This is a genomic window from Streptococcus oralis (assembly GCF_016127915.1).
Classification (GTDB): Bacteria; Bacillota; Bacilli; order Lactobacillales; family Streptococcaceae; genus Streptococcus; species Streptococcus oralis_BO.
In genome coordinates this window covers 1,607,792-1,626,232 of record NZ_CP066059.1, presented here as the reverse complement: position 1 = coordinate 1,626,232, position 18,441 = coordinate 1,607,792, and the positions used below count along the sequence as shown (strand labels likewise).

At 43.2% G+C, this 18,441-nt stretch carries 18 protein-coding genes; 3 read left to right on the top strand and 15 right to left on the bottom strand.

Going from position 1 to position 18,441, the window contains the following annotated elements:
- Positions 1-418: 418 nt before the first annotated feature.
- The 15 genes from recG to nrdR form a co-directional block, all read right to left on the bottom strand.
- Positions 419-2,434: an ATP-dependent DNA helicase RecG gene (recG, locus tag I6H78_RS07995; RefSeq protein ID WP_198459340.1), complete on the bottom strand. Its 2,016-nt coding sequence runs from the start codon at positions 2,432-2,434 to the stop codon at positions 419-421.
- A gap of 18 nt (positions 2,435-2,452) precedes the next feature.
- A complete protein-coding gene (gene alr, locus I6H78_RS07990) occupies positions 2,453-3,556 on the bottom strand; it encodes an alanine racemase (protein WP_198459339.1) in 1,104 nt (367 codons plus the stop codon).
- Complete coding sequence (gene acpS / locus I6H78_RS07985) at positions 3,546-3,908, bottom strand: holo-ACP synthase (RefSeq protein ID WP_198460241.1); 363 nt, start codon at positions 3,906-3,908, stop codon at positions 3,546-3,548. Before acpS ends, alr begins: the two co-directional genes overlap by 11 nt.
- Positions 3,909-3,952: 44 nt before the next feature.
- A complete protein-coding gene (locus tag I6H78_RS07980) occupies positions 3,953-4,984 on the bottom strand; it encodes a 3-deoxy-7-phosphoheptulonate synthase (RefSeq protein WP_000864028.1) in 1,032 nt (343 codons plus the stop codon).
- Between the two features lies 1 nt (position 4,985).
- Positions 4,986-6,017: a 3-deoxy-7-phosphoheptulonate synthase gene (locus tag I6H78_RS07975; RefSeq protein ID WP_000231307.1), complete on the bottom strand. Its 1,032-nt coding sequence runs from the start codon at positions 6,015-6,017 to the stop codon at positions 4,986-4,988.
- A gap of 79 nt (positions 6,018-6,096) precedes the next feature.
- The gene (secA, locus tag I6H78_RS07970; protein WP_001284115.1) at positions 6,097-8,610 is read right to left on the bottom strand and encodes a preprotein translocase subunit SecA; all 2,514 of its coding nucleotides are present in this window, start codon (positions 8,608-8,610) and stop codon (positions 6,097-6,099) included.
- 115 nt (positions 8,611-8,725) lie between these two features.
- On the bottom strand, positions 8,726-9,496 hold the full coding sequence (locus tag I6H78_RS07965; protein WP_198459338.1) for a DNA alkylation repair protein: 771 nt from the start codon (positions 9,494-9,496) through the stop codon (positions 8,726-8,728).
- Positions 9,497-9,639: 143 nt separating this feature from the next.
- Positions 9,640-9,930 carry a hypothetical protein gene (locus I6H78_RS07960; RefSeq protein ID WP_198459337.1) on the bottom strand — a complete coding sequence of 97 codons (291 nt, stop codon included), beginning with the start codon at positions 9,928-9,930 and terminating at the stop codon, positions 9,640-9,642.
- 132 nt (positions 9,931-10,062) lie between these two features.
- A complete protein-coding gene (locus I6H78_RS07955; protein ID WP_000812473.1) occupies positions 10,063-10,659 on the bottom strand; it encodes a LemA family protein in 597 nt (198 codons plus the stop codon).
- 160 nt (positions 10,660-10,819) lie between these two features.
- A complete protein-coding gene (locus tag I6H78_RS07950; RefSeq protein ID WP_198459336.1) occupies positions 10,820-11,686 on the bottom strand; it encodes a TPM domain-containing protein in 867 nt (288 codons plus the stop codon).
- Positions 11,687-11,914: 228 nt separating this feature from the next.
- On the bottom strand, positions 11,915-13,225 hold the full coding sequence (der, locus tag I6H78_RS07945; RefSeq protein ID WP_001207688.1) for a ribosome biogenesis GTPase Der: 1,311 nt from the start codon (positions 13,223-13,225) through the stop codon (positions 11,915-11,917).
- Positions 13,226-13,238: 13 nt separating this feature from the next.
- Positions 13,239-13,952 carry an NADPH-dependent oxidoreductase gene (locus I6H78_RS07940; RefSeq protein ID WP_198459335.1) on the bottom strand — a complete coding sequence of 238 codons (714 nt, stop codon included), beginning with the start codon at positions 13,950-13,952 and terminating at the stop codon, positions 13,239-13,241.
- Positions 13,949-14,845, bottom strand: a complete 897-nt coding sequence (gene dnaI, locus I6H78_RS07935; protein WP_000446489.1) for a primosomal protein DnaI — start codon at positions 14,843-14,845, stop codon at positions 13,949-13,951. The genes I6H78_RS07940 and dnaI overlap by 4 nt, the downstream gene beginning before the upstream one ends.
- Positions 14,846-16,009 carry a DnaD domain protein gene (locus I6H78_RS07930; RefSeq protein ID WP_198459334.1) on the bottom strand — a complete coding sequence of 388 codons (1,164 nt, stop codon included), beginning with the start codon at positions 16,007-16,009 and terminating at the stop codon, positions 14,846-14,848.
- Entirely contained in the window at positions 16,010-16,483 is a 474-nt protein-coding gene (gene nrdR / locus I6H78_RS07925) for a transcriptional regulator NrdR (RefSeq protein ID WP_001203676.1), read from the bottom strand.
- Between the two features lie 140 nt (positions 16,484-16,623).
- Between nrdR and I6H78_RS07920 the strand changes: the two genes are divergently transcribed.
- From I6H78_RS07920 to I6H78_RS07910, 3 genes are read left to right on the top strand one after another with little or no spacing between them, the layout of a single operon-like run.
- Positions 16,624-16,989 (top strand): GntR family transcriptional regulator, encoded by a 366-nt coding sequence (locus I6H78_RS07920; RefSeq protein WP_000119117.1) that lies wholly within the window; start codon positions 16,624-16,626, stop codon positions 16,987-16,989.
- Between the two features lie 4 nt (positions 16,990-16,993).
- Positions 16,994-17,689 carry an ABC transporter ATP-binding protein gene (locus I6H78_RS07915; protein ID WP_169446420.1) on the top strand — a complete coding sequence of 232 codons (696 nt, stop codon included), beginning with the start codon at positions 16,994-16,996 and terminating at the stop codon, positions 17,687-17,689.
- A gap of 15 nt (positions 17,690-17,704) precedes the next feature.
- Positions 17,705-18,433: a hypothetical protein gene (locus tag I6H78_RS07910; protein WP_198459333.1), complete on the top strand. Its 729-nt coding sequence runs from the start codon at positions 17,705-17,707 to the stop codon at positions 18,431-18,433.
- The last annotated feature ends 8 nt before the right edge of the window (positions 18,434-18,441 follow it).

The window sequence follows — 18,441 nt, the reverse complement described above, 5'->3', positions numbered from 1 at the left end:
GAAGGCAATGCAAGAAAGAATGCTAAATAGAAAGTGATTTTAGATTCTCCTCCCTGAAACTGATCGTCTGAAAGTAGTTTTAAAAATAAAAAGAGCGTTTCCGCTCTCTGTGTATCAATAGGTGCTAGCTCCTTTCTCTAGTTTGAAAGTCTGAAATTTCTTTTGGTAGGTTACTTTAATAGTCATGTATGAGTCCTCGTTTCTTTTTGATGACTCTAATATAAGACCCAAACCTAAAAGCTAGCTTAAGTTTTCCTTAGAGAAAGCTTATACTCAATGAAAATCAAAGAGCAAACTAGGAAACTAGCCGTAGGTTGCTCAAAGCACTGCTTTGAGGTTGTAGATAAGACTGACGAAGTCAGTTACATATATAATCCAAGGCGACGTTGACGTGGTTTGAAGAGATTTTCGAAGAGTATTAATCCAGATGTTCTCTCTTTTCTAGATGGAGAGCAATCATGCGCCACTCCGGATCCTCTTGCCAACCTTCTATCGAACTAATGTAGCTGGCAACCTTTCTGGCTTCTTCTAAAATCGTAAAATCTTCGATAATATCCGCCACTTGAAACTCTGGCAGTCCTGACTGTCTGGTTCCAAAAATCTCTCCAGAACCACGCATTTTCAAATCTTCCTCCGCAAGGACAAATCCATTGGTGGTTTCTGTCATGATACGCATGCGGTCCTTCCCAGAATCCGTCTTGGGATTAGCTACAAGAACAGCGTAGGACTGCTTGTCACCCCGACCAACACGACCTCTGAGCTGGTGAAGCTGGCTGAGACCGAACCGATCGGCATCCATGATAATCATGACGGTCGCATTAGGGACATTGACCCCAACCTCGATAACAGTTGTCGAAACTAGAATATCTGTTTTTCGCTCTTTGAAATCCTGCATGATCTGGTCTTTTTCATCACTCTTCATCTTGCCATGTAGGAGGGCTACTCCTGCCTTGCCAGCAAAATGAGCCGTCAACTCCTCAGATAAGGCAATGGCATTTTTCAGATCCAGAGCTTCAGACTCTTCAATCAAGGGAGAGATGACATAGGCTTGCGAACCTTTTTGAATTTCTCCCTCTAACCAAGTCAAGACCTGAGGCAGTTGCTCATGTTTGATCCAGCGCGTCACAATCGGCTTCCGCCCTGCTGGCATCTGGTCAATAATAGAAACATCCATATCGCCAAAGGCTGTGATAGCCAAGGTTCGTGGAATGGGCGTTGCCGTCATCATGAGAACGTCAGGATTGTCCCCTTTTTCCCGTAAAATACGCCTTTGGCCCACACCAAAACGGTGCTGCTCATCGATGATAATCAAACCAAGACGAGCATAATCAACCCCATCCTGTATCAGAGCGTGGGTTCCGATAATAAAGTCAGCCTCACCCTTGGCAATGGTCTCTAAAACTTCTCTTTTTTCTGCAGCTTTTAAGGAACCTGTCAAGAGAGCGAGTTTCAAGTCTGGAAAAAGGTTCTGTAAACTCTCAAAGTGTTGCTCTGCTAGGATTTCTGTTGGCACCATAAGAGCTGCCTGGTAGCCAGCCGTCACCGCCGCAAACATGGCCAAACCAGCAACCACCGTTTTTCCGCTCCCCACATCTCCTTGCAGGAGACGATTCATGTGGTGGTCGGACTGCATGTCGGCCAAAATTTCCTGCAAACTCTTTTCCTGAGCTTGAGTCAGGGCGAAAGGCAGATTTTCTTTAACGGCTGTCACTTTTTCCTGAGACCAATTCAGAACCAGACCGCTTCCCTGAACTCTATTTTCAGACTTGAGCGTCTGCAACTGCATTTGAAAATAAAAGAGTTCCTCAAACTTGATCCGGCGAAGGGCCTGCTTGTATTCTGCTAAATCCTTAGGAAAATGCATGGCACGGACAGCCTGGCAACGGGACATGAGTTTGTATTTGTCCAGCAAAGACTGAGGCAGATTTTCCTCAATCAAAAGGTCCAATCCCTGATCAAAGGCTGTCTTAATGACCTTGACCAGACTGGCCTGACTGATTCCCTGAGCCAGACGATAGACCGGCTGGAGGTCATCTTCCACTTGAGCTAGAACCTTCATCCCAGTCAAACTGGCCTTGGCACGGTCCCATTTCCCAAAGACAGCAAGAGTTGCACCCAACTCTATCTTATCAGCCAGATAAGGTTGGTTAAAAAAATTCACCGCAAAAACAACTTCTCCCTGCTTGAGACTAAAACGCAGGCGATTGCGCTTGAAACCATAATACTGGACACTGGCAGGAGTCACAACTTGACCAGACAGAACCGCCTTTTCCCCATCTTCCAGATCTAGCACCTGCTTGGTCTTAAAGTCTTCATAACGGAAAGGAAAGTAGAGCAAGAGGTCTTGCAAGTTTTCAATTCCTAGTTTGGCATATTTCTCTGCTGACTTTGGCCCCACGCCAGGTAAGACATGCAAGGGTTGATGTAGATTCATGCTCCACTCCTTTCTTTTTTAATAATATTCTCTCGGAATACGGTCACTGAGGAGACAAACCACCTCATAGTTAATGGTTCCACGGTAGGTCGCTACCTGAGTAGCTGTGATTTCCTTGTCGCCGTTGGTACCGATCAGGGTTACTTTTGTTCCTAGTGGGTAAACCTTAGGCAGCCGAATAGTGATTTGGTCCATAGATACTCGTCCGACGATTGGGCAAGCTTGACCATCTACCAAGACAGTGAAATTCTGCATGTCTCGTGTCCAACCATCCGCATAGCCGATTGGCACGGTCGCGATGACTTGCTCGCTATCCGCCTGATAGGTTGCTCCATAGCCCATGCAAGCTCCAGCTGGAACTGTCTTGACATGAACCAGGGCAGACTCCAAGGTCAAGGCTGGTGTCAAATCATAAGGCAAGTCCAAGACCTCTCCACTTGGATTGAGACCATACATAGCGTCTCCCATACGAACCGCATTGAAAATAGTCTCTGCATGCCAGAGTGTCGTTGCTGAGTTGCTGGCATGAACCAGCTCTGGAACTTCCTTCATACTGGCCAAAATAGCTTTAAACCGTTCTAACTGGGCATTAAAGTAGGTATCTGATTCCTCATCTGCAGTCGCAAAGTGGGTAAAAATTCCTTCAACGCGAGCACCGTGTTGTTGGAGCAAGGCTTGAGCCTGCTCAGCCTCACCGGCCTCTCTAAAACCAATCCGTCCCATCCCTGAGTCAATCTTGAGGTGGACAGTTAAGCCAGATAAATCTGCCTCCCTAGCTAAGAGCGCTTGAATCCACTCCAGTCCAGCCACAGTCAAGGTGATGTCGTATTCTTTTGCTAGAGCAACAGCTTCTATCTCAGAAACTCCTAAAATGAGGATTCTCTTGCTGAGTCCAGCCTGACGAAGTTCGATGGCTTCATCAATATTGGAAACACAAAATCCATCAACATCATCTTGAATCGCCGTTGCAACGGCAACAGCCCCATGACCATAAGCATTGGCCTTGACCACTGCCCACTTGAGCGTTCCTTCAGGGATATGAGCTCCCATTCGCTGAATATTTTGTCGAATAGCTCCCAGATGAATCAGAGCCTTGGTTGGTCTATGTGGACTAGCTTTCATGATTTTCCTCCAAAATAACACTGGCTGTCACAAACTGATCTGTATGGCTGATAGATAGCCAAATTTTCCCTGAAAATGGTGCCTGACTAAAATAGGGAGCCCCGCGTTCATTGTTCAAAACTTCCAAATCCTGAAAGGTCAGTTTGCCAATACCAGTTCCCATAGCCTTGGAAAAGGCCTCCTTAGCCGACCAGCGACCTGCCAAGTATTCGATCTGTCTGCGCCCTTTGAGACTAGCAAAACGCTCCATTTCTTTAGGGGTCAGCACGCGCTTAGCAAAGCACTCACGTCGTGTAACTGCGTTTTCTATCGAAGCCAATTCTTCGATGTCAATTCCGTGTCCAACTATCATACTCATAAAAGGAGCTGAGATTCCCCCAACTCCATCCTTTTCACTTATTTTGTTAAGGTAGTATAAATTTCTTCTACCAAAGCTACTGTATTTTCCCATCCTAGACAAGGGTCGGTAATGGAGCAACCAAAGACTTCTGGTTGGTTTTGACGACCATCTGCTAGGTAAGATTCGATCATAAAGCCTCGAACCGTCTTTTTAATCTTTTCATTCCAGTCACGATTCAGCAAGGCTTGACGAACAATGCGAATTTGTTCCATATACTGCTTGCCAGAATTGTCATGATTGGTATCGATGATAATGAAGGGATTTTCAAGTCCCATAGTCTCATAGCGATTGATGGCATTTAAGAGGGTTTCATAGTAGAAATTGGGTTCATTTTTACCATATTCGTTCATGGCGCCACGAAGAATAACGTGGGCCAAAGGATTTCCTGAAGTTTCCACTTCTTGACCATGGTAAAGGAAGGTTTGCTTGTTTTGAGCCGCATAGATGGCATTAAACATGACCCCAAGATTTCCAGATGTTGGATTTTTCATCCCAACCGGAGCATCAATCCCAGAGGCTACAAAGCGGTGTTCCTGGTCTTCCACTGAACGAGCCCCTACAGCATGGTAGCTGACCAGATCATCAACCAAAACGAGATTTGACGGATAAAGCATCTCATCAGCTGTCGTCAAGCCCGTCTCGGTAATCACTCGGTAGTGTAGCTGACGAACAGCCTGCAAACCATTGATGAGACTAGGCGCTTCGCTGGTATTTGGTTGATGAATCATTCCCTTATAGCCATCTCCATTGGTACGAGGTTTAGCCGTATAGACACGCATCACGATAAAGATTTTATCCGCAACTTTTTTCTGCAAGTCTGCTAAGCGACGAGCATATTCGAGTACTGCTTCTTCATTGTCAGAAGAGCAAGGCCCCATCACCAAAAGGATTCGATCATCCTCACCCGAGATGATAGCTGCTAACTCTCTATCGCGGGCTTCTTTCTTTCGCAAGGCTTCAGGTGACAACTGGGTCGCAGCCTTGATTGCTTCAATATCAATTTCTTGACCTTTTTCGATAAATGCCATCTTACTCTCCTAGCGTTTGGTAAATTTCGCGAACAAGTGCTTCTGTGTTGTCCCATCCTAGACAAGGATCCGTGATAGACTTGCCAAAAACTTCTGGCTCATTTTGACGTCCATCTTCCAGATAGGACTCAATCATAAAACCACGAACGTATTTCTTGATTTTCTCATTCCAGTCACGGTTAATCAAGGTCTGACGAACGATACGGATTTGATCCATGTACTGCTTGCCTGAATTGTCATGATTGGTATCGATGATGATAAAGGGATTTTCCAAGCCCATCTTTTCATACTGATCAATGGTATCCATCAAATTGTCATAGTAGTAGTTGGGAATATTTTTCCCGTATTCATTCAAGGCACCGCGAAGAATGGCGTGGGACAATGGATTCCCCGTTGTTTCCACCTCTTTACCGAGGAAAAGGAAACTCTGTTTATTTTGCGCTGCGTAAATCCCGTTAAACATAACATTAAGATTTCCAGATGTTGGATTTTTAAATCCTGTTGAAAAGTCTGCTCCACTCGCTACAAAACGGTGCTGTTGATCCTCTACAGAACGGGCTCCAACAGCCATATAAGAAATCAAATCATCCACCAGCGGAAGATTTTCAGGATAAAGCATCTCATCCGCTGTTGTCATTCCCGTCTCGGTAATCACACGGTAGTGGAGCTGACGAACAGCCTTGATCCCATTGATCAAGCTAGGAGCTTCTGTCGCATTTGGTTGATGAATCAAGCCCTTATAGCCGTCCCCATTGGTACGAGGTTTAGCTGTATAGACACGCATAACCATAAAAATACGGTCTTTGACCTCTTCTTGCAAAGCAGATAGACGCTTGGCATACTCGAGAACCGCCTCTTCATTATCAGATGAACATGGTCCAATCACCAAGAGAATACGCTGGTCTTCCCCACGAATGATGGCTTCCAATTCCTGATCACGTTGATTTTTTCTCGCAAGAGCCGCTCCCTCTAATTTAGACAAGGCGCGAACTTCTTCAATGTTAATTTTAGGACTTTTAGCTTTAAATACCATGATTCATCTCCTTATAAAGCAAACGGACACCAAGCAAAAAATGATTTTTACCAGGTATCCGCCTGTATCTTATCTCATATTATTGTCTCTTACCATGACAGTTCTTAAATTTCTTACCTGATCCACATGGGCATTGGTCGTTTCGTCCGATTTGGCTCAAGTCCAAATCTTCAGGAAGGCTTGCCTGCTGCGCTGCGATATTACGAGTCGCAGTTGTACTGATATTGTGTTCAGTTTGCGGACGTTCTTGTTCATGGATTTGTGCTTTCATCATCAAGCGGGTCACATCGAATTCAATCGATCCAATCATGTCGTTAAACATGCGGAAACCTTCTGCTTGATATTCTACAACAGGGTTGTTTTGGGCATATCCACGAAGACCAACAGCATTTCGCAACTGGTCAAGAGCATCAATATGGTCTGTCCACTTGTTGTCTACAACACGTAGAATCAAGACTTTTTGGAATTCTTTCACTGCATCTTCGTCACGAAGCTTAGCAACTTGGCTATCATAGACTTTCAAGGCACGTTGGAAAAGTTCATCTTTGATAGCTTGGTCTGACAGACCTGCAAGATCTGAACGGCTAATTGAATCTTCTGGAAGTAAGTTATACTTAGCAAAGTTCAAGATTGCTTCTAATTTTTCATCTTCCTTAGAACGTGCATGTGCATCCACGATACGTCCAATGGTACGACGAATCATAGCATGGATTTCTGGTGCCAAGTCACGATCTGCAGTAATGACATCATAGCGTTGCGCATAGATAATCTCACGTTGTTCACGCATAACATCATCGTATTGAAGGACTTGTTTACGAGTGTCGTAGTTGTTTCCTTCGACACGTTTTTGAGCTGCTTCAACTTGACGCGTTAACATGCGAGATTCAATGGCTTCATCAGACATGTTGAGTCGTTCAAAGACACCTTTCAAACGTTCTGAACCGAAACGTTTCATCAAATCATCTTCAAGAGACAAGTAGAATTGTGACTCACCTGGGTCTCCTTGACGCCCTGAACGTCCACGAAGCTGGTTATCAATACGGCGACTTTCGTGGCGTTCTGTACCAATGACGCAAAGTCCACCAAGTTCACGAACCCCTTCACCAAGCTTGATGTCGGTACCACGACCGGCCATGTTGGTTGCGATGGTAACGGCGCCACGTTGACCAGCGTTCATGATGATTTGCGCTTCTCTGTAGTGGTTCTTCGCATTCAAGACTTCGTGAGGAACACCTGCTGCTACCAATTTCTTAGAAAGGAAGTCACTCGTTTCAACGGCAACTGTACCTACCAAGACCGGCTGACCTTTTTGATAACGAGCTTTTACATCTTCAACCACAGCCTTAAATTTCGCATCAAGGCTTGCATAGAGAAGGTCTGAGTGGTCGATACGTTGAATTGGACGGTTAGTTGGGATTGGGATAACACGAATGTTGTAAATTTCGCGGAATTCTTCTTCTTCTGTTTTACCAGTACCTGTCATACCTGCCAATTTCTTATACATACGGAAGAGGTTTTGATAGGTAATAGAAGCTGAAGTCTTGGTCTCGTCTTGGATTGGCACACCTTCTTTTGCTTCAATCGCTTGGTGCAAACCATCCGAGTAACGACGACCTTCCATGGTACGACCTGTAAATTGGTCGACAATCAAGATTTCTTGTTCTTCACTAACCACATAGTCGATATCGAGAATCATGATATAGTTAGCACGGAGGGCATTGTCGATAAAGTGAGTAAGAGCTACATTTTCAATGTCATAGAGATTTTCTAGTTTGAAGTAGCTTTCAGCCTTGTCGATACCAGAATCTGACAAACCGATCGTCTTAGACTGAACGTCAATGATATAGTCGTCCTTGTCCAAAGATTTCACGAAGTGGTCCGCCATATGGTAGAGTTGGCTTGTTTCAACTGCGTTGGCACCTGAAACGATCAATGGTGTACGAGCTTCGTCGATCAAAATTGAGTCAACCTCATCGACCAAGGCATAATTGAGTGGACGTTGCACCATGTTTTCTGCACGAACGACCATGTTATCACGAAGGTAGTCGAAACCAATCTCTGAGTTTGTTGAGTAGGTAATATCACAAAGGTAAGCCTCTTTTTTCTCCATTGGAGATTTAGCTGCCAAGTTAATCCCTACTGACAGACCGAGCCATGAGTACAATTCACCCATTTCAGTCGCGTCACGTTCTGTTAGGTATTCGTTGACTGTAACTACGTGAACCCCTTTACCTGCAAGGGCATTGAGGTACACTGGCATGGTCGCTGTCAAGGTCTTCCCTTCACCGGTACGCATCTCTGGAACGTCACCATGGTGAAGAACAATCCCACCCATGACCTGAACCTTATAAGGGAAAAGCCCAAGGACACGTTTTGCAGCTTCACGAACTACCGCAAAAGCCTCATAGAGCAATGAATCAAGTGATTCACCCTTATTGTATCGTTCTTTAAATTCGTCAGTTTTCGCTTTTAGTTCTTCGTCTGACATCGCAGCCATTTGGCTCTCATAATTAAGAACCTTATCAGCCATCTTTTCCAGACGACGAAGTTCTCCTTTATCATTTTCAATAATCGTTTTTAAAATATTAGCCATGATTTTCCTTACTTTTTATTCTGAATATTTTAGAATGTTCTTTTAATTTTAGCATATTTACCATTATTTTTCAAGAAAGAATCCTTAATTTACAACGGAAAAGGCCAGCCAAAATTCAGCTTTTTTTGCATAAATCTTCTGTGGCTACCTTTTTGTTTTTTGTTCGAGATGCATGCTTGATGATCCAAGCACAACTTGGACTCAGCTCCTCCTTTTGCCAAGTTTGAAGAATCCTTTCAAACTTATCAGGATCTTCCTTGTACAAATCATTTAGATTATTGGATACACTTTTTTGAATGGACTTGTCTCTATCATCCTTTAGATTGGTCAGAATAGTGGTAAAATCCTCAAAATAATCCAATACCACGGTTTGTCTCTTAGCCCAAGGCAGACGGATACGCATGCATTCGCTGGCAAGTCTGCGAACGCGCAAATTTTCATCCTGACTCCATTCTAACAGCAAAACCATTGTATCTTTAGGATAACGAGCCAGCAAGGGTCTCATGGAAAATTCTCCAGTAAATCGCTTGGTTAGTTCCTTACTAAAGGCCGCGCTCAATTCAAATTCCTTGTCCCCAAATAGCTCTACATATTTTCCGATTGGCCAAAGCCAATATCCTTCTGAGAACATACCTAAACCACCCTCTAACTCAGGACCCAAAATTTTCTCAAAAACCTTGAGAGAGTCCTCATAAGATAGGGGAAGGCAATCTTTGATACTTTTAGCCAAGAGTTCTTGACGCTGGCTAAACTCCAACTCTTCCAAGTCTTTTTCTAACAACAGCCTAAACTTTCGCTCATTAAATGCAGGGGACGCTTCTTTCAACCGTCGACTCAAATCCATAGCATAAGCCAAGTCATAATAATCTTTTACTTTTTTAGCCATTTTTCAAATCCCTTAATCTTCTTTTTACGGGACTTATTATATCATACAGACAGCTGTCAACAAAATTATTTTTATATCTCCAACTATTTTAATAAGAAAGAAAAAAGGACTAGAAGCTAGTCTAGTCCTTTATTTTTTAATGTTTAATTTCCCAAGAATACAGGCAATATCCCAAAATACCAAAAGAGATTGATCCAGAAGGCCAAGCAAAAGATAATTCCAAAGATGAGAAGACTGAATTTTTTAATCAGCACGGAGTATAGGATGGATAAAACTCCAAAAACCACAAAGAGTTTTTTCATAACGAAATAATATACTGAAACTCCTCCTATTTGCCAATCCCAAGGAAGGAAAAATACGAGCAACCAGAGGATGCAAAGCGTAAGAATATATCTCTTGTAGTGCGCTTCAAGAAAGGCTTTTGTTTTCTCCATAGCAAACCTCCATTTCAGTCACTGTCTCTTCCCTTTTATTATAACAAAAAAACCTGGAAAAGACTTTCCAGGTTTGAGTTTGAAATCACTAGTCATACTAGAGAAATTCCTTTATTCATAGGCTGATTCACTTTATTGACTTGATGAAGATGTTCCAAAATCGACCTTAGGAACTGTCTTGGCTTCTTCTGTTTCTTTAAAGGTTTCAGCTTCTTTAAAGTTCATCATATTCGCAAAAAGCACGGTTGGAAAACTTCTCAACTTTTGATTGTACTCGGCTGCGACCTTGTTATAATCCTTACGTGCTACAAAGATACGATTTTCACTGCCTGAAAGTTCGACCATTAGTTGCTCAACATTTTGATTGCTCTTGAGTTCTGGATAATTCTCCGTTAAGGAAATCAAGCGGGAAAGAGCTGAGCTCAACTCTCCCTGAGCCTTTTGGTTTTCTTCCGAAGTTACTGAGCTACTACCGATTTTAGCTCTAGCATCCGCAATCTTGGTAAAGACTTCGGTTTCATGATTCATTTGTCCTTTAACGGACTCCACCAAGTTACCAATCAAGTCCGAACGACGTTGGAGGGCTGTCGAGACATCAGCCTGAGCCTGCTCCACTTTAGTCTGTTCACCAACCAGACCATTATAGGTCGTCACCGCGGAACAACTTCCCAGTACTAGTAGTCCAAAGAAAATCGCCACTATTGAGAGAATTACTTTATTTTGTTTCATATCAAAACCTTAACACTTTCTTTTATCAACTTTTCTGAGAAAATACTCAGATTTTAAATCAATTTCCCAAACTTTGTTTTTATTTTTAATTAAGGAGTGAACTGTTGCAAAGGAGTCACCTTACTGTATGGAAAAATCGGTTTGAGCAATATATGATTACTCACCAGTCATCAGACGAACCGCCACCATCGAAGCCACCGCCGTCCCAGCCTCCAGATGAGTCGGAGCCTGAGTCAGACCAAGAGGAGCCCGAATCAGACCAAGAGGAACCTGAGTCTGATGAGTCACCGCCCCACCAGCCACCGCCAGAACCATCTCCACGTGAACCACGACCACCAAATAGAAATCCGATAATCATCACGATGAAGTAAATGAGAACTCCAAATACGATAACTCCGTCGCTCGAACTGCTTTTTCGATGACGTCTCGAAGAACTACTCTCACCAGCATACCTTTCAAGTTCCCTTAAGCGACTAGAGTTGGTAGTATAGTCGTAACTACTTTTAGAACTTGAAGCAGTCGTACTCGATCCACTATAGAACATGTAGTTGAGATTATTGACTATTGAGAGAACACCCTTGTTATAGTCACCATTTTTAAAGTAAGGACGTGCTGTTGTCAAGAACCTGTGAGTCTGATAGTCAGTGATCTTACTGGCCACATTATTACTGGTTTCAATCCGTGATTTTCTATCTTGGACTGCTACCACAATCAAGACACCGTGATTGTCTCCCGAGTAGCCAATCTTCCAAGCTCTAGCTATTTCATTGGCTACAGTCTCGATTGTTTCTCCATCTAGGCTTTTCACAACGTAAACACCCATCTGGAATTTTTCCGATTTTTTACTATTTGCATTATTCAATTCCCGAATCTGACTTATAGTCTCATCCGTTAAATAATGATCCGGGTCATAGATCCCGTACTCTGGTTTTTCAGGTGCTGTGAATGCTGACAAGAAGAGAAAGATCATCAGCAACCCAAGCAAGCGAACCAACAAACTATGTTTAAATAATCTGCTTTTTTTCATAATAACCTCCCTGATAAAGGAAAATTGATTTAAGGAATTATAGCATTTTGATTTTTACAAAGAAAGTGCATTTTCATTACAAATAGATTACAAAAGATAGGAGAATGATTGAATTTTGATGACAGATTCTCCTCCAATTTGATAGGTTCTTTTCTCCCCTTTTAGTATAGAAAAAAGAAGACTATGAAGTCTTCTTTTAGTTTATTTTTGTAGAAAAACAAGCAAGGTTTACTTTCGTTTTCTCGCGATCAAGTGAATCGGTGTTCCCTCAAAGACAAAGGCCTTGCGGATTTGATTTTCCAAGAAACGCAAGTAAGAAAAGTGCATGAGTTCTTCTTCGTTGACAAAGATGACAAAGGTTGGTGGCTTGGTTGCCACTTGGGTCGCGTAGAAAATCTTAAGGCGTTTTCCTTTGTCTGTCGGTGTTGGATTGATAGCAATAGCATCCATAATGACATCGTTCAAGACCGCTGATGGGATACGGGTGTTTTGGCTTTCACTGATTTGCTTAATCATCTCAGGCAGTTTATGGAGACGTTGCTTGGTAAGAGCGGATACAAAGACAATCGGTGCATAAGGCAGATATTGGAACTGCTCACGGATATCTTCTTCCCATTTTTTCATGGTGTGGTTATCTTTCTCAAGGGTATCCCACTTATTGACCACGATGATCATCCCTTTACCGGCTTCGTGGGCAAAACCTGCAATACGCTTGTCGTACTCACGGATACCTTCTTCGGCATTGAGGACCATCAAGACCACGTCAGAACGGTCAATGGCACGCATGGCACGCATGACAGAGTATTTCTCCGTATTTTCATAGACTTTACCAGACTTACGCATACCCGCTGTATCAATCATGGTAAACTCTTGTCCATCCGTATCTGTAAAGTGGGTATCAATGGCATCACGCGTTGTTCCAGCTACTGGGCTGGCAATCACACGGTCTTCTCCCAAAATAGCGTTGATTAAACTTGACTTTCCAACGTTAGGACGGCCAATCAAGCTGAATTTGATCACGTCTGGATTTTCTTCTTCAACTTCGTGTGGTAGATTCTCCACAATAGCATCCAGCACATCACCCGTACCGATACCATGGACAGACGAAATTGGCAGCGGTTCCCCCAATCCTAGCGCATAGAAATCAAAGATATCATTTCGCATTTCTGGGTTGTCAACCTTGTTAACGGCAAGGATAACAGGTTTATGGGTTTTATAGAGTTTGCGGGCCACGTATTCATCCGCATCTGTAATCCCTTCTTTACCAGACACCACAAAAACGATGACATCCGCTTCTTCCATAGCGATTTCTGCCTGGTGCTTGATTTGCTCCATGAAGGGAGCATCGACATCGTCAATCCCTCCCGTATCAATCATACTAAAGGAACGATTGAGCCACTCACCCGTTGCATAGATACGGTCACGTGTCACACCCTCGACATCTTCTACGATTGAGATCCGCTCACCAGCGATCCGATTAAATAGGGTTGATTTCCCAACATTGGGACGTCCCACAATGGCAATAGTTGGTAAGGCCATGTTTTCTCACTTTCTACAATAACTTTTTCTGTTCTAGATTCTTCCGAGTTGAACGAGGTTCGGCTTGGCCAAACTGCTCTGCCAAACGTTGACTCCAAGAGGTCGTCGCACGCGCACCAGCATAGTCTGCCTGTACTTGGTCATAGTCCAAAATCGCTTTAACTGGCTGTTCTTGGTATTCTTCTTCAAATACCACTTGGTTCAAAGGCAGTCTTGGTTTGACATCATGTTGTTGATTTGGCACGCCAAGGGCAATCCCAAAAACAGGGTAGGTATAGTCAGGCAGGTTAAAAAGCGCTGCCACTTCTTCTGACTTGTAACGGACCAAACCGATGATAACACCACCATATCCCAGACTCTCAGCCGCAAGCAAGGTATTTTGCCCCGCAAGAGCCGCGTCCACAGACGTGATAAGGAGACCTTCTACCCCTTGAGGTTGGAAAGTGTCCGTATGAAGGCTTGCTCCCTTTTCCGCTCGATTCAAGTCACCAACAAAGAGCAAAAAGGCAGCTGACTGGCGAATGGCTTCCTGGGGAACCAGTTCATATAAGGCATCTTTCTTCTCTTGACTGCGCACAAGAATCACAGAGTAGGATTGGAAATTTTTCCAAGATGACGCCATTTGAGCAGCTGTCAAGATTTCATTTAAGTGTTCTTGAGAAATCTCTTGCTCCTTAAAGCGACGAACTGAAGTATGAGCTTTCATCAGTTTAATGGTTTCTGTCATCGGCGATTTTCTCCTTCTAGTCTTGTCTCCTCAGCCAAATAACGGATTCGTTCCATGACCCGTCTAGCTTCCCAAGTCTCATCATTTCCATTCTTTCCTTTGGCAAAATGTTTTTCCAAATCTTGGAAATTAAAGTTGGAAGTAAAGAAGGTCGGCAAATCTTCCTGCATGCGGTACTGAAGAATGACTTGGAGAATCTCATCACGTACCCAAGGAGTCGACTGCTCTGCACCAATATCATCCAAGACCAAGACTTCTGCTAACTTGATGTCATCCACCAAGGTCTTCACAGATCCTTCACCGATGGCATTTTTCACATCAATGACAAAGCTTGGATAGTGGAGAATGGTCGTTGATGCCCCTCGCTTTTCAGATAGGTCGTGAGCTAAGGCTGCCATCATAAAACTCTTTCCAACACCAAAATCTCCGTAAAGATAGAGGCCTTTTCGGATGCTTGGGTAAAGGTCAACAAAGGAATAGAGTCTCTCAAAAATCGGCAACCGTCCTAGATCATCCAGATCAATCTGAGCCAACTTCGCTTTCTTGAGACTGGCTGGTAGATTGATCAATTTGAGACGATTCTTAATTGCAGCCTCTTTTTCTGCCGCGATTAGTTCTGGTGTTTCTTCATAAGACACATCCGCATATCCGTGATTCATAACCAAGATGGGCTTGTAGCCACGCGCTATATAGTCCGCATCCCCACGAAGAAACTTGTCCCGTTCTGTGATATATTGGTTGAACTTGGAGACGCTACGATTCAACTCCTCTGGGCTGAGGGATTCTTTCTGGATAAAAGCCGCTACATCGGGGTCCTTCATGATCTGCTGGACCAAGTCCTGATACTGAAAACGACTTGTCTGACGTTTGATTACATCACCAACACTTTCCATCTAGTCTCCTCCTTCTTCTAATCGGGCTAACATTTCTTGTTTTTTACGTTCTAGTTCCAGACGAGTTTCCTCACTGGTTTGATTTTTATATTCTGGATTGCTCCACTTGGGAACATTTGTCTTAGTCGAGCTCGTTTTCGATTTCTGGTCTTCTTGCCCTTTTTGCTGACGCTCTCGAATCCGAAGCACAGCCTCTTCTGCTGTCCGAATTTTTTGATAAGCATAGTCATTTGCGACCTTCATGGCATATTTTTCATTGACATTTGCCGAATCAACCTTGTTAAAAGTTAGAAGTAAGACGATATTAATGACTTCGTCCAACAAGCCTAAAGACGCCATCTGGTGAAGGAGTTCTCGCTCACTCTGGGTGATGTTTCCCTTACGCGTTTGCTTGATTTCCGCTAAAAAATGCAAGGGAGTTTTATTTTTGGCTTCCTTGATAATGGTCATTTCTTTGGGGCTGAAGTCAGAAGATGCTGGTTTTTGTGCTATTTTTTCACGCATGCGTTTGACTGAAATAACCTGAGCCACCGCTGTCGCCTTGGCTAATTGATAAGTTTCAAACCAGGTCCATTTTTTTTCATCTGCGATGGCGAACAACTCCAAAACATCCGCCTGCTCGTCTTCAAAACGCAAGCCATCTCGAGCCATCAGGCGCTGGAAATGTTCCAAGTCAAAATCATTTTTTAACTTGCTTTTAGACTCGCTTGGTGTCACTTCTTCGGTCAGGATTGGAAATACTTGGCTCAAAGAAACAGAGAGTGCTTCTCCCTCACTTGGAGCCTGCTTCATAGCAGAAACAGCTGTATCCCCAATCTTTTTCTCTAATAATCTGCTATAGACAGAATGACTTAGAAATTCCTGACTGGAGATGGGAGAATGAAGCTGTAATTCATAGATTTCTCCCCTTTGATAAAGGGTCAACAGATCTAAGGCAGATAAGATTTTAAAGGATTGGAGCAAGGTCGGCATGCCAAAGTTTAAGTGATTGAGGATATGGGAAAAGAGGTGTTCCTTTTGTCCACCATCCCAAAAGGTAATGGTATATAGATAGAGGCTCAGTGCCTCCTGACCGATAATCGGGAGGTAGCACTGCACCAGAGAAGAGGTATCTTGCGACACCCGATTATTCTTTAGAAAAGAAAAACGGTCATTTGGCTTCATTTACTTTTCCTTTTTCTTTTTAGAGGACTGGGTGATCTGCTGGAGAAGGCTCTCCAACTCACTCACATCCTTAAAGCTACGATAAACACTGGCAAAACGAACATAGGTAATCTCATCAAGCTCCGCCAGTTCTTCCATGACTAAAGACCCAATATATTCACTTTGGATCTCATTCTCACTACGACTACGGAGTTTTTGCTCGATACGATTGACCACCATGCCGATTTCATCACTCGAAACAGGGCGTTTCTGGGCTGAGCGGATAATCCCATTAAAGATTTTATCTCTCGAAAACTGCTCACGTGTACCGTCTTTTTTGACGACAACCAGCGTTCTTTCTTCTACTCGTTCATAGGTTGTAAAACGATGCTGACACTCATCGCACTCACGTCTTCGGCGGATGGTATTTCCTTCTTCGGCTTGTCGACTATCAACAACACTTGACTTGGTAGCCCCACATTTTGGACAACGCATGCATTTCCCTCCTTGTCGTTTTCTTTTCATTATACCATTTTTTGAGCAATTCCCAAAACAATTCTTATTTTTACTTGACAAGTTTTTTGTTATATTGTATTATTTAATTAGAACAATAAAGACAAAGAAAGGAGACTATGATGTCCTGGTCATTTGATAATACAAAACCGATTTATTTACAGATTATGGAAAAAATCAAATTACAGATTGTTTCCCATGAACTGGAACCCAACCAACAGCTCCCTACCGTGAGAGATTTGGCGAGCGAGGCCGGGGTCAATCCCAATACCATTCAGCGCGCCTTGTCTGACCTTGAACGTGAAGGATTTGTATACAGCAAGCGGACAACTGGTCGTTTTGTCACCGAGGATTTGGACCTCATCCTTCAGTCCCGCAAACAACTTTCCGAGGAGCAACTGCAACAATTCGTCTCTTGCATGCTTCAATTTGGCTACAAAAAAGAAGAACTGCCAAATGTATTAAGCGACTATATTAAAGGAGTTTAAGACTATGACACTACTAGCACTTGAAAATGTAACAAAATCATATGGAGCAACCGCGGCACTTGACAATATCTCACTAGAGATCTCAGCCGGAAAGATTGTCGGGCTCCTTGGACCAAACGGATCCGGGAAAACAACCCTAATCAAACTGATCAATGGCCTCCTTCAACCAAATAAAGGACGTGTCCTCATTAACGGACAGGATCCAAGTCCTGCTACCAAGGCGATCGTCTCCTACCTACCAGATACAACCTACCTCAATGAAGAGATGAAGGTTAAGGATGCTATAACCTATTTTAAAACCTTCTACCAGGATTTCAATCTCGAAAAAGCCCAGCACCTTTTAGCCGATCTCGGTATTGATGAAAACAGTCGCCTCAAGAAACTATCAAAAGGGAACAAGGAAAAGGTCCAACTCATCTTGGTTATGAGCCGTGAAGCCCGCCTCTACGTTCTGGACGAACCTATCGGAGGCGTGGATCCGGCGGCCCGTGACTATATCCTCAATACCATCATCAATAACTACTCACCAACCTCTACGGTGCTGATTTCAACCCACTTGATTTCAGATATTGAGCCAATCTTGGATGAGATCATCTTCCTCAAAGACGGAAAAGTCGTCCGCCAAGGAAATGTTGATGATATTCGTTACGAGTCAGGTGAATCAATTGACCAGCTCTTCCGCCAGGAATTTAAAGCCTAAGCAAAGGAGATTATTATGTTTTGGAATCTAGTTCGTTATGAATTTAAAAATGTCAATAAATGGTATCTGGCACTCTACGGTGCGGTACTTGCAATTTCAGTTTTGATTGGAGCTTTTATTAACAGTCTTAGCCAGAGTTACAATCCTAACAATGCTGCTTATTTCATCTTCTTTTTAGTACTAGTCTTTGGAGGACTCAGCGTCACTCTTTGGATTGCAACAATCTTTTTAATCATCCGAAGATTTAAAGGCAGTGTTTATGACCGCCAAGGGTACTTGACCTTGACCTTGCCTGTCTCTGAGCACCAAATCATCACTGCAAAACTTTTAGGCGGTCTTGTCTGGTCCATCTTAAGCTATATTGTCTTTATCTTGAGTATATTGATCATCATCTTCTTAACACCAATAGAAAAAGACTTCACTGCCCTCTATAACTTCATCTCCCCTTACCTCAGCTACGGCTGGCTGTATGCCCTATCACTATTTGTCGGTTCAATCGCATGGATTTTATCCATTTACCTCTCCATCTCTATCGGACAACTCTTTAACGAGTATCGAACAGCTATGGGAATTCTAGCCTATATCGTCATTGCCATCGTCATTGGTTATGTTTCTATCTTTTTCCGAATTGAAAATAACTTTAACATGATGATTGGTACAGAAATCTTGCGCGATCTCTTTTTATCAGCTATCTACTATCTCGGTACCTACTATATTTTGAAAAACAAGGTTAATTTGCAATAAAAAATGCC

Bases quoted from the DNA above. Each gene is read 5' to 3' on its own strand.
- recG (WP_198459340.1), bottom strand. From the start codon at position 2,434: ATGAATCTACATCAACCCTTGCATGTCTTACCTGGCGTGGGGCCAAAG.
- alr (WP_198459339.1), bottom strand. From the start codon at position 3,556: ATGAAAGCTAGTCCACATAGACCAACCAAGGCTCTGATTCATCTGGGA.
- acpS (WP_198460241.1), bottom strand. From the start codon at position 3,908: ATGATAGTTGGACACGGAATTGACATCGAAGAATTGGCTTCGATAGAA.
- I6H78_RS07980 (WP_000864028.1), bottom strand. From the start codon at position 4,984: ATGGCATTTATCGAAAAAGGTCAAGAAATTGATATTGAAGCAATCAAG.
- I6H78_RS07975 (WP_000231307.1), bottom strand. From the start codon at position 6,017: ATGGTATTTAAAGCTAAAAGTCCTAAAATTAACATTGAAGAAGTTCGC.
- secA (WP_001284115.1), bottom strand. From the start codon at position 8,610: ATGGCTAATATTTTAAAAACGATTATTGAAAATGATAAAGGAGAACTT.
- I6H78_RS07965 (WP_198459338.1), bottom strand. From the start codon at position 9,496: ATGGCTAAAAAAGTAAAAGATTATTATGACTTGGCTTATGCTATGGAT.
- I6H78_RS07960 (WP_198459337.1), bottom strand. From the start codon at position 9,930: ATGGAGAAAACAAAAGCCTTTCTTGAAGCGCACTACAAGAGATATATT.
- I6H78_RS07955 (WP_000812473.1), bottom strand. From the start codon at position 10,659: ATGAAACAAAATAAAGTAATTCTCTCAATAGTGGCGATTTTCTTTGGA.
- I6H78_RS07950 (WP_198459336.1), bottom strand. From the start codon at position 11,686: ATGAAAAAAAGCAGATTATTTAAACATAGTTTGTTGGTTCGCTTGCTT.
- der (WP_001207688.1), bottom strand. From the start codon at position 13,225: ATGGCCTTACCAACTATTGCCATTGTGGGACGTCCCAATGTTGGGAAA.
- I6H78_RS07940 (WP_198459335.1), bottom strand. From the start codon at position 13,952: ATGACAGAAACCATTAAACTGATGAAAGCTCATACTTCAGTTCGTCGC.
- dnaI (WP_000446489.1), bottom strand. From the start codon at position 14,845: ATGGAAAGTGTTGGTGATGTAATCAAACGTCAGACAAGTCGTTTTCAG.
- I6H78_RS07930 (WP_198459334.1), bottom strand. From the start codon at position 16,009: ATGAAGCCAAATGACCGTTTTTCTTTTCTAAAGAATAATCGGGTGTCG.
- nrdR (WP_001203676.1), bottom strand. From the start codon at position 16,483: ATGCGTTGTCCAAAATGTGGGGCTACCAAGTCAAGTGTTGTTGATAGT.
- I6H78_RS07920 (WP_000119117.1), top strand. From the start codon at position 16,624: ATGTCCTGGTCATTTGATAATACAAAACCGATTTATTTACAGATTATG.
- I6H78_RS07915 (WP_169446420.1), top strand. From the start codon at position 16,994: ATGACACTACTAGCACTTGAAAATGTAACAAAATCATATGGAGCAACC.
- I6H78_RS07910 (WP_198459333.1), top strand. From the start codon at position 17,705: ATGTTTTGGAATCTAGTTCGTTATGAATTTAAAAATGTCAATAAATGG.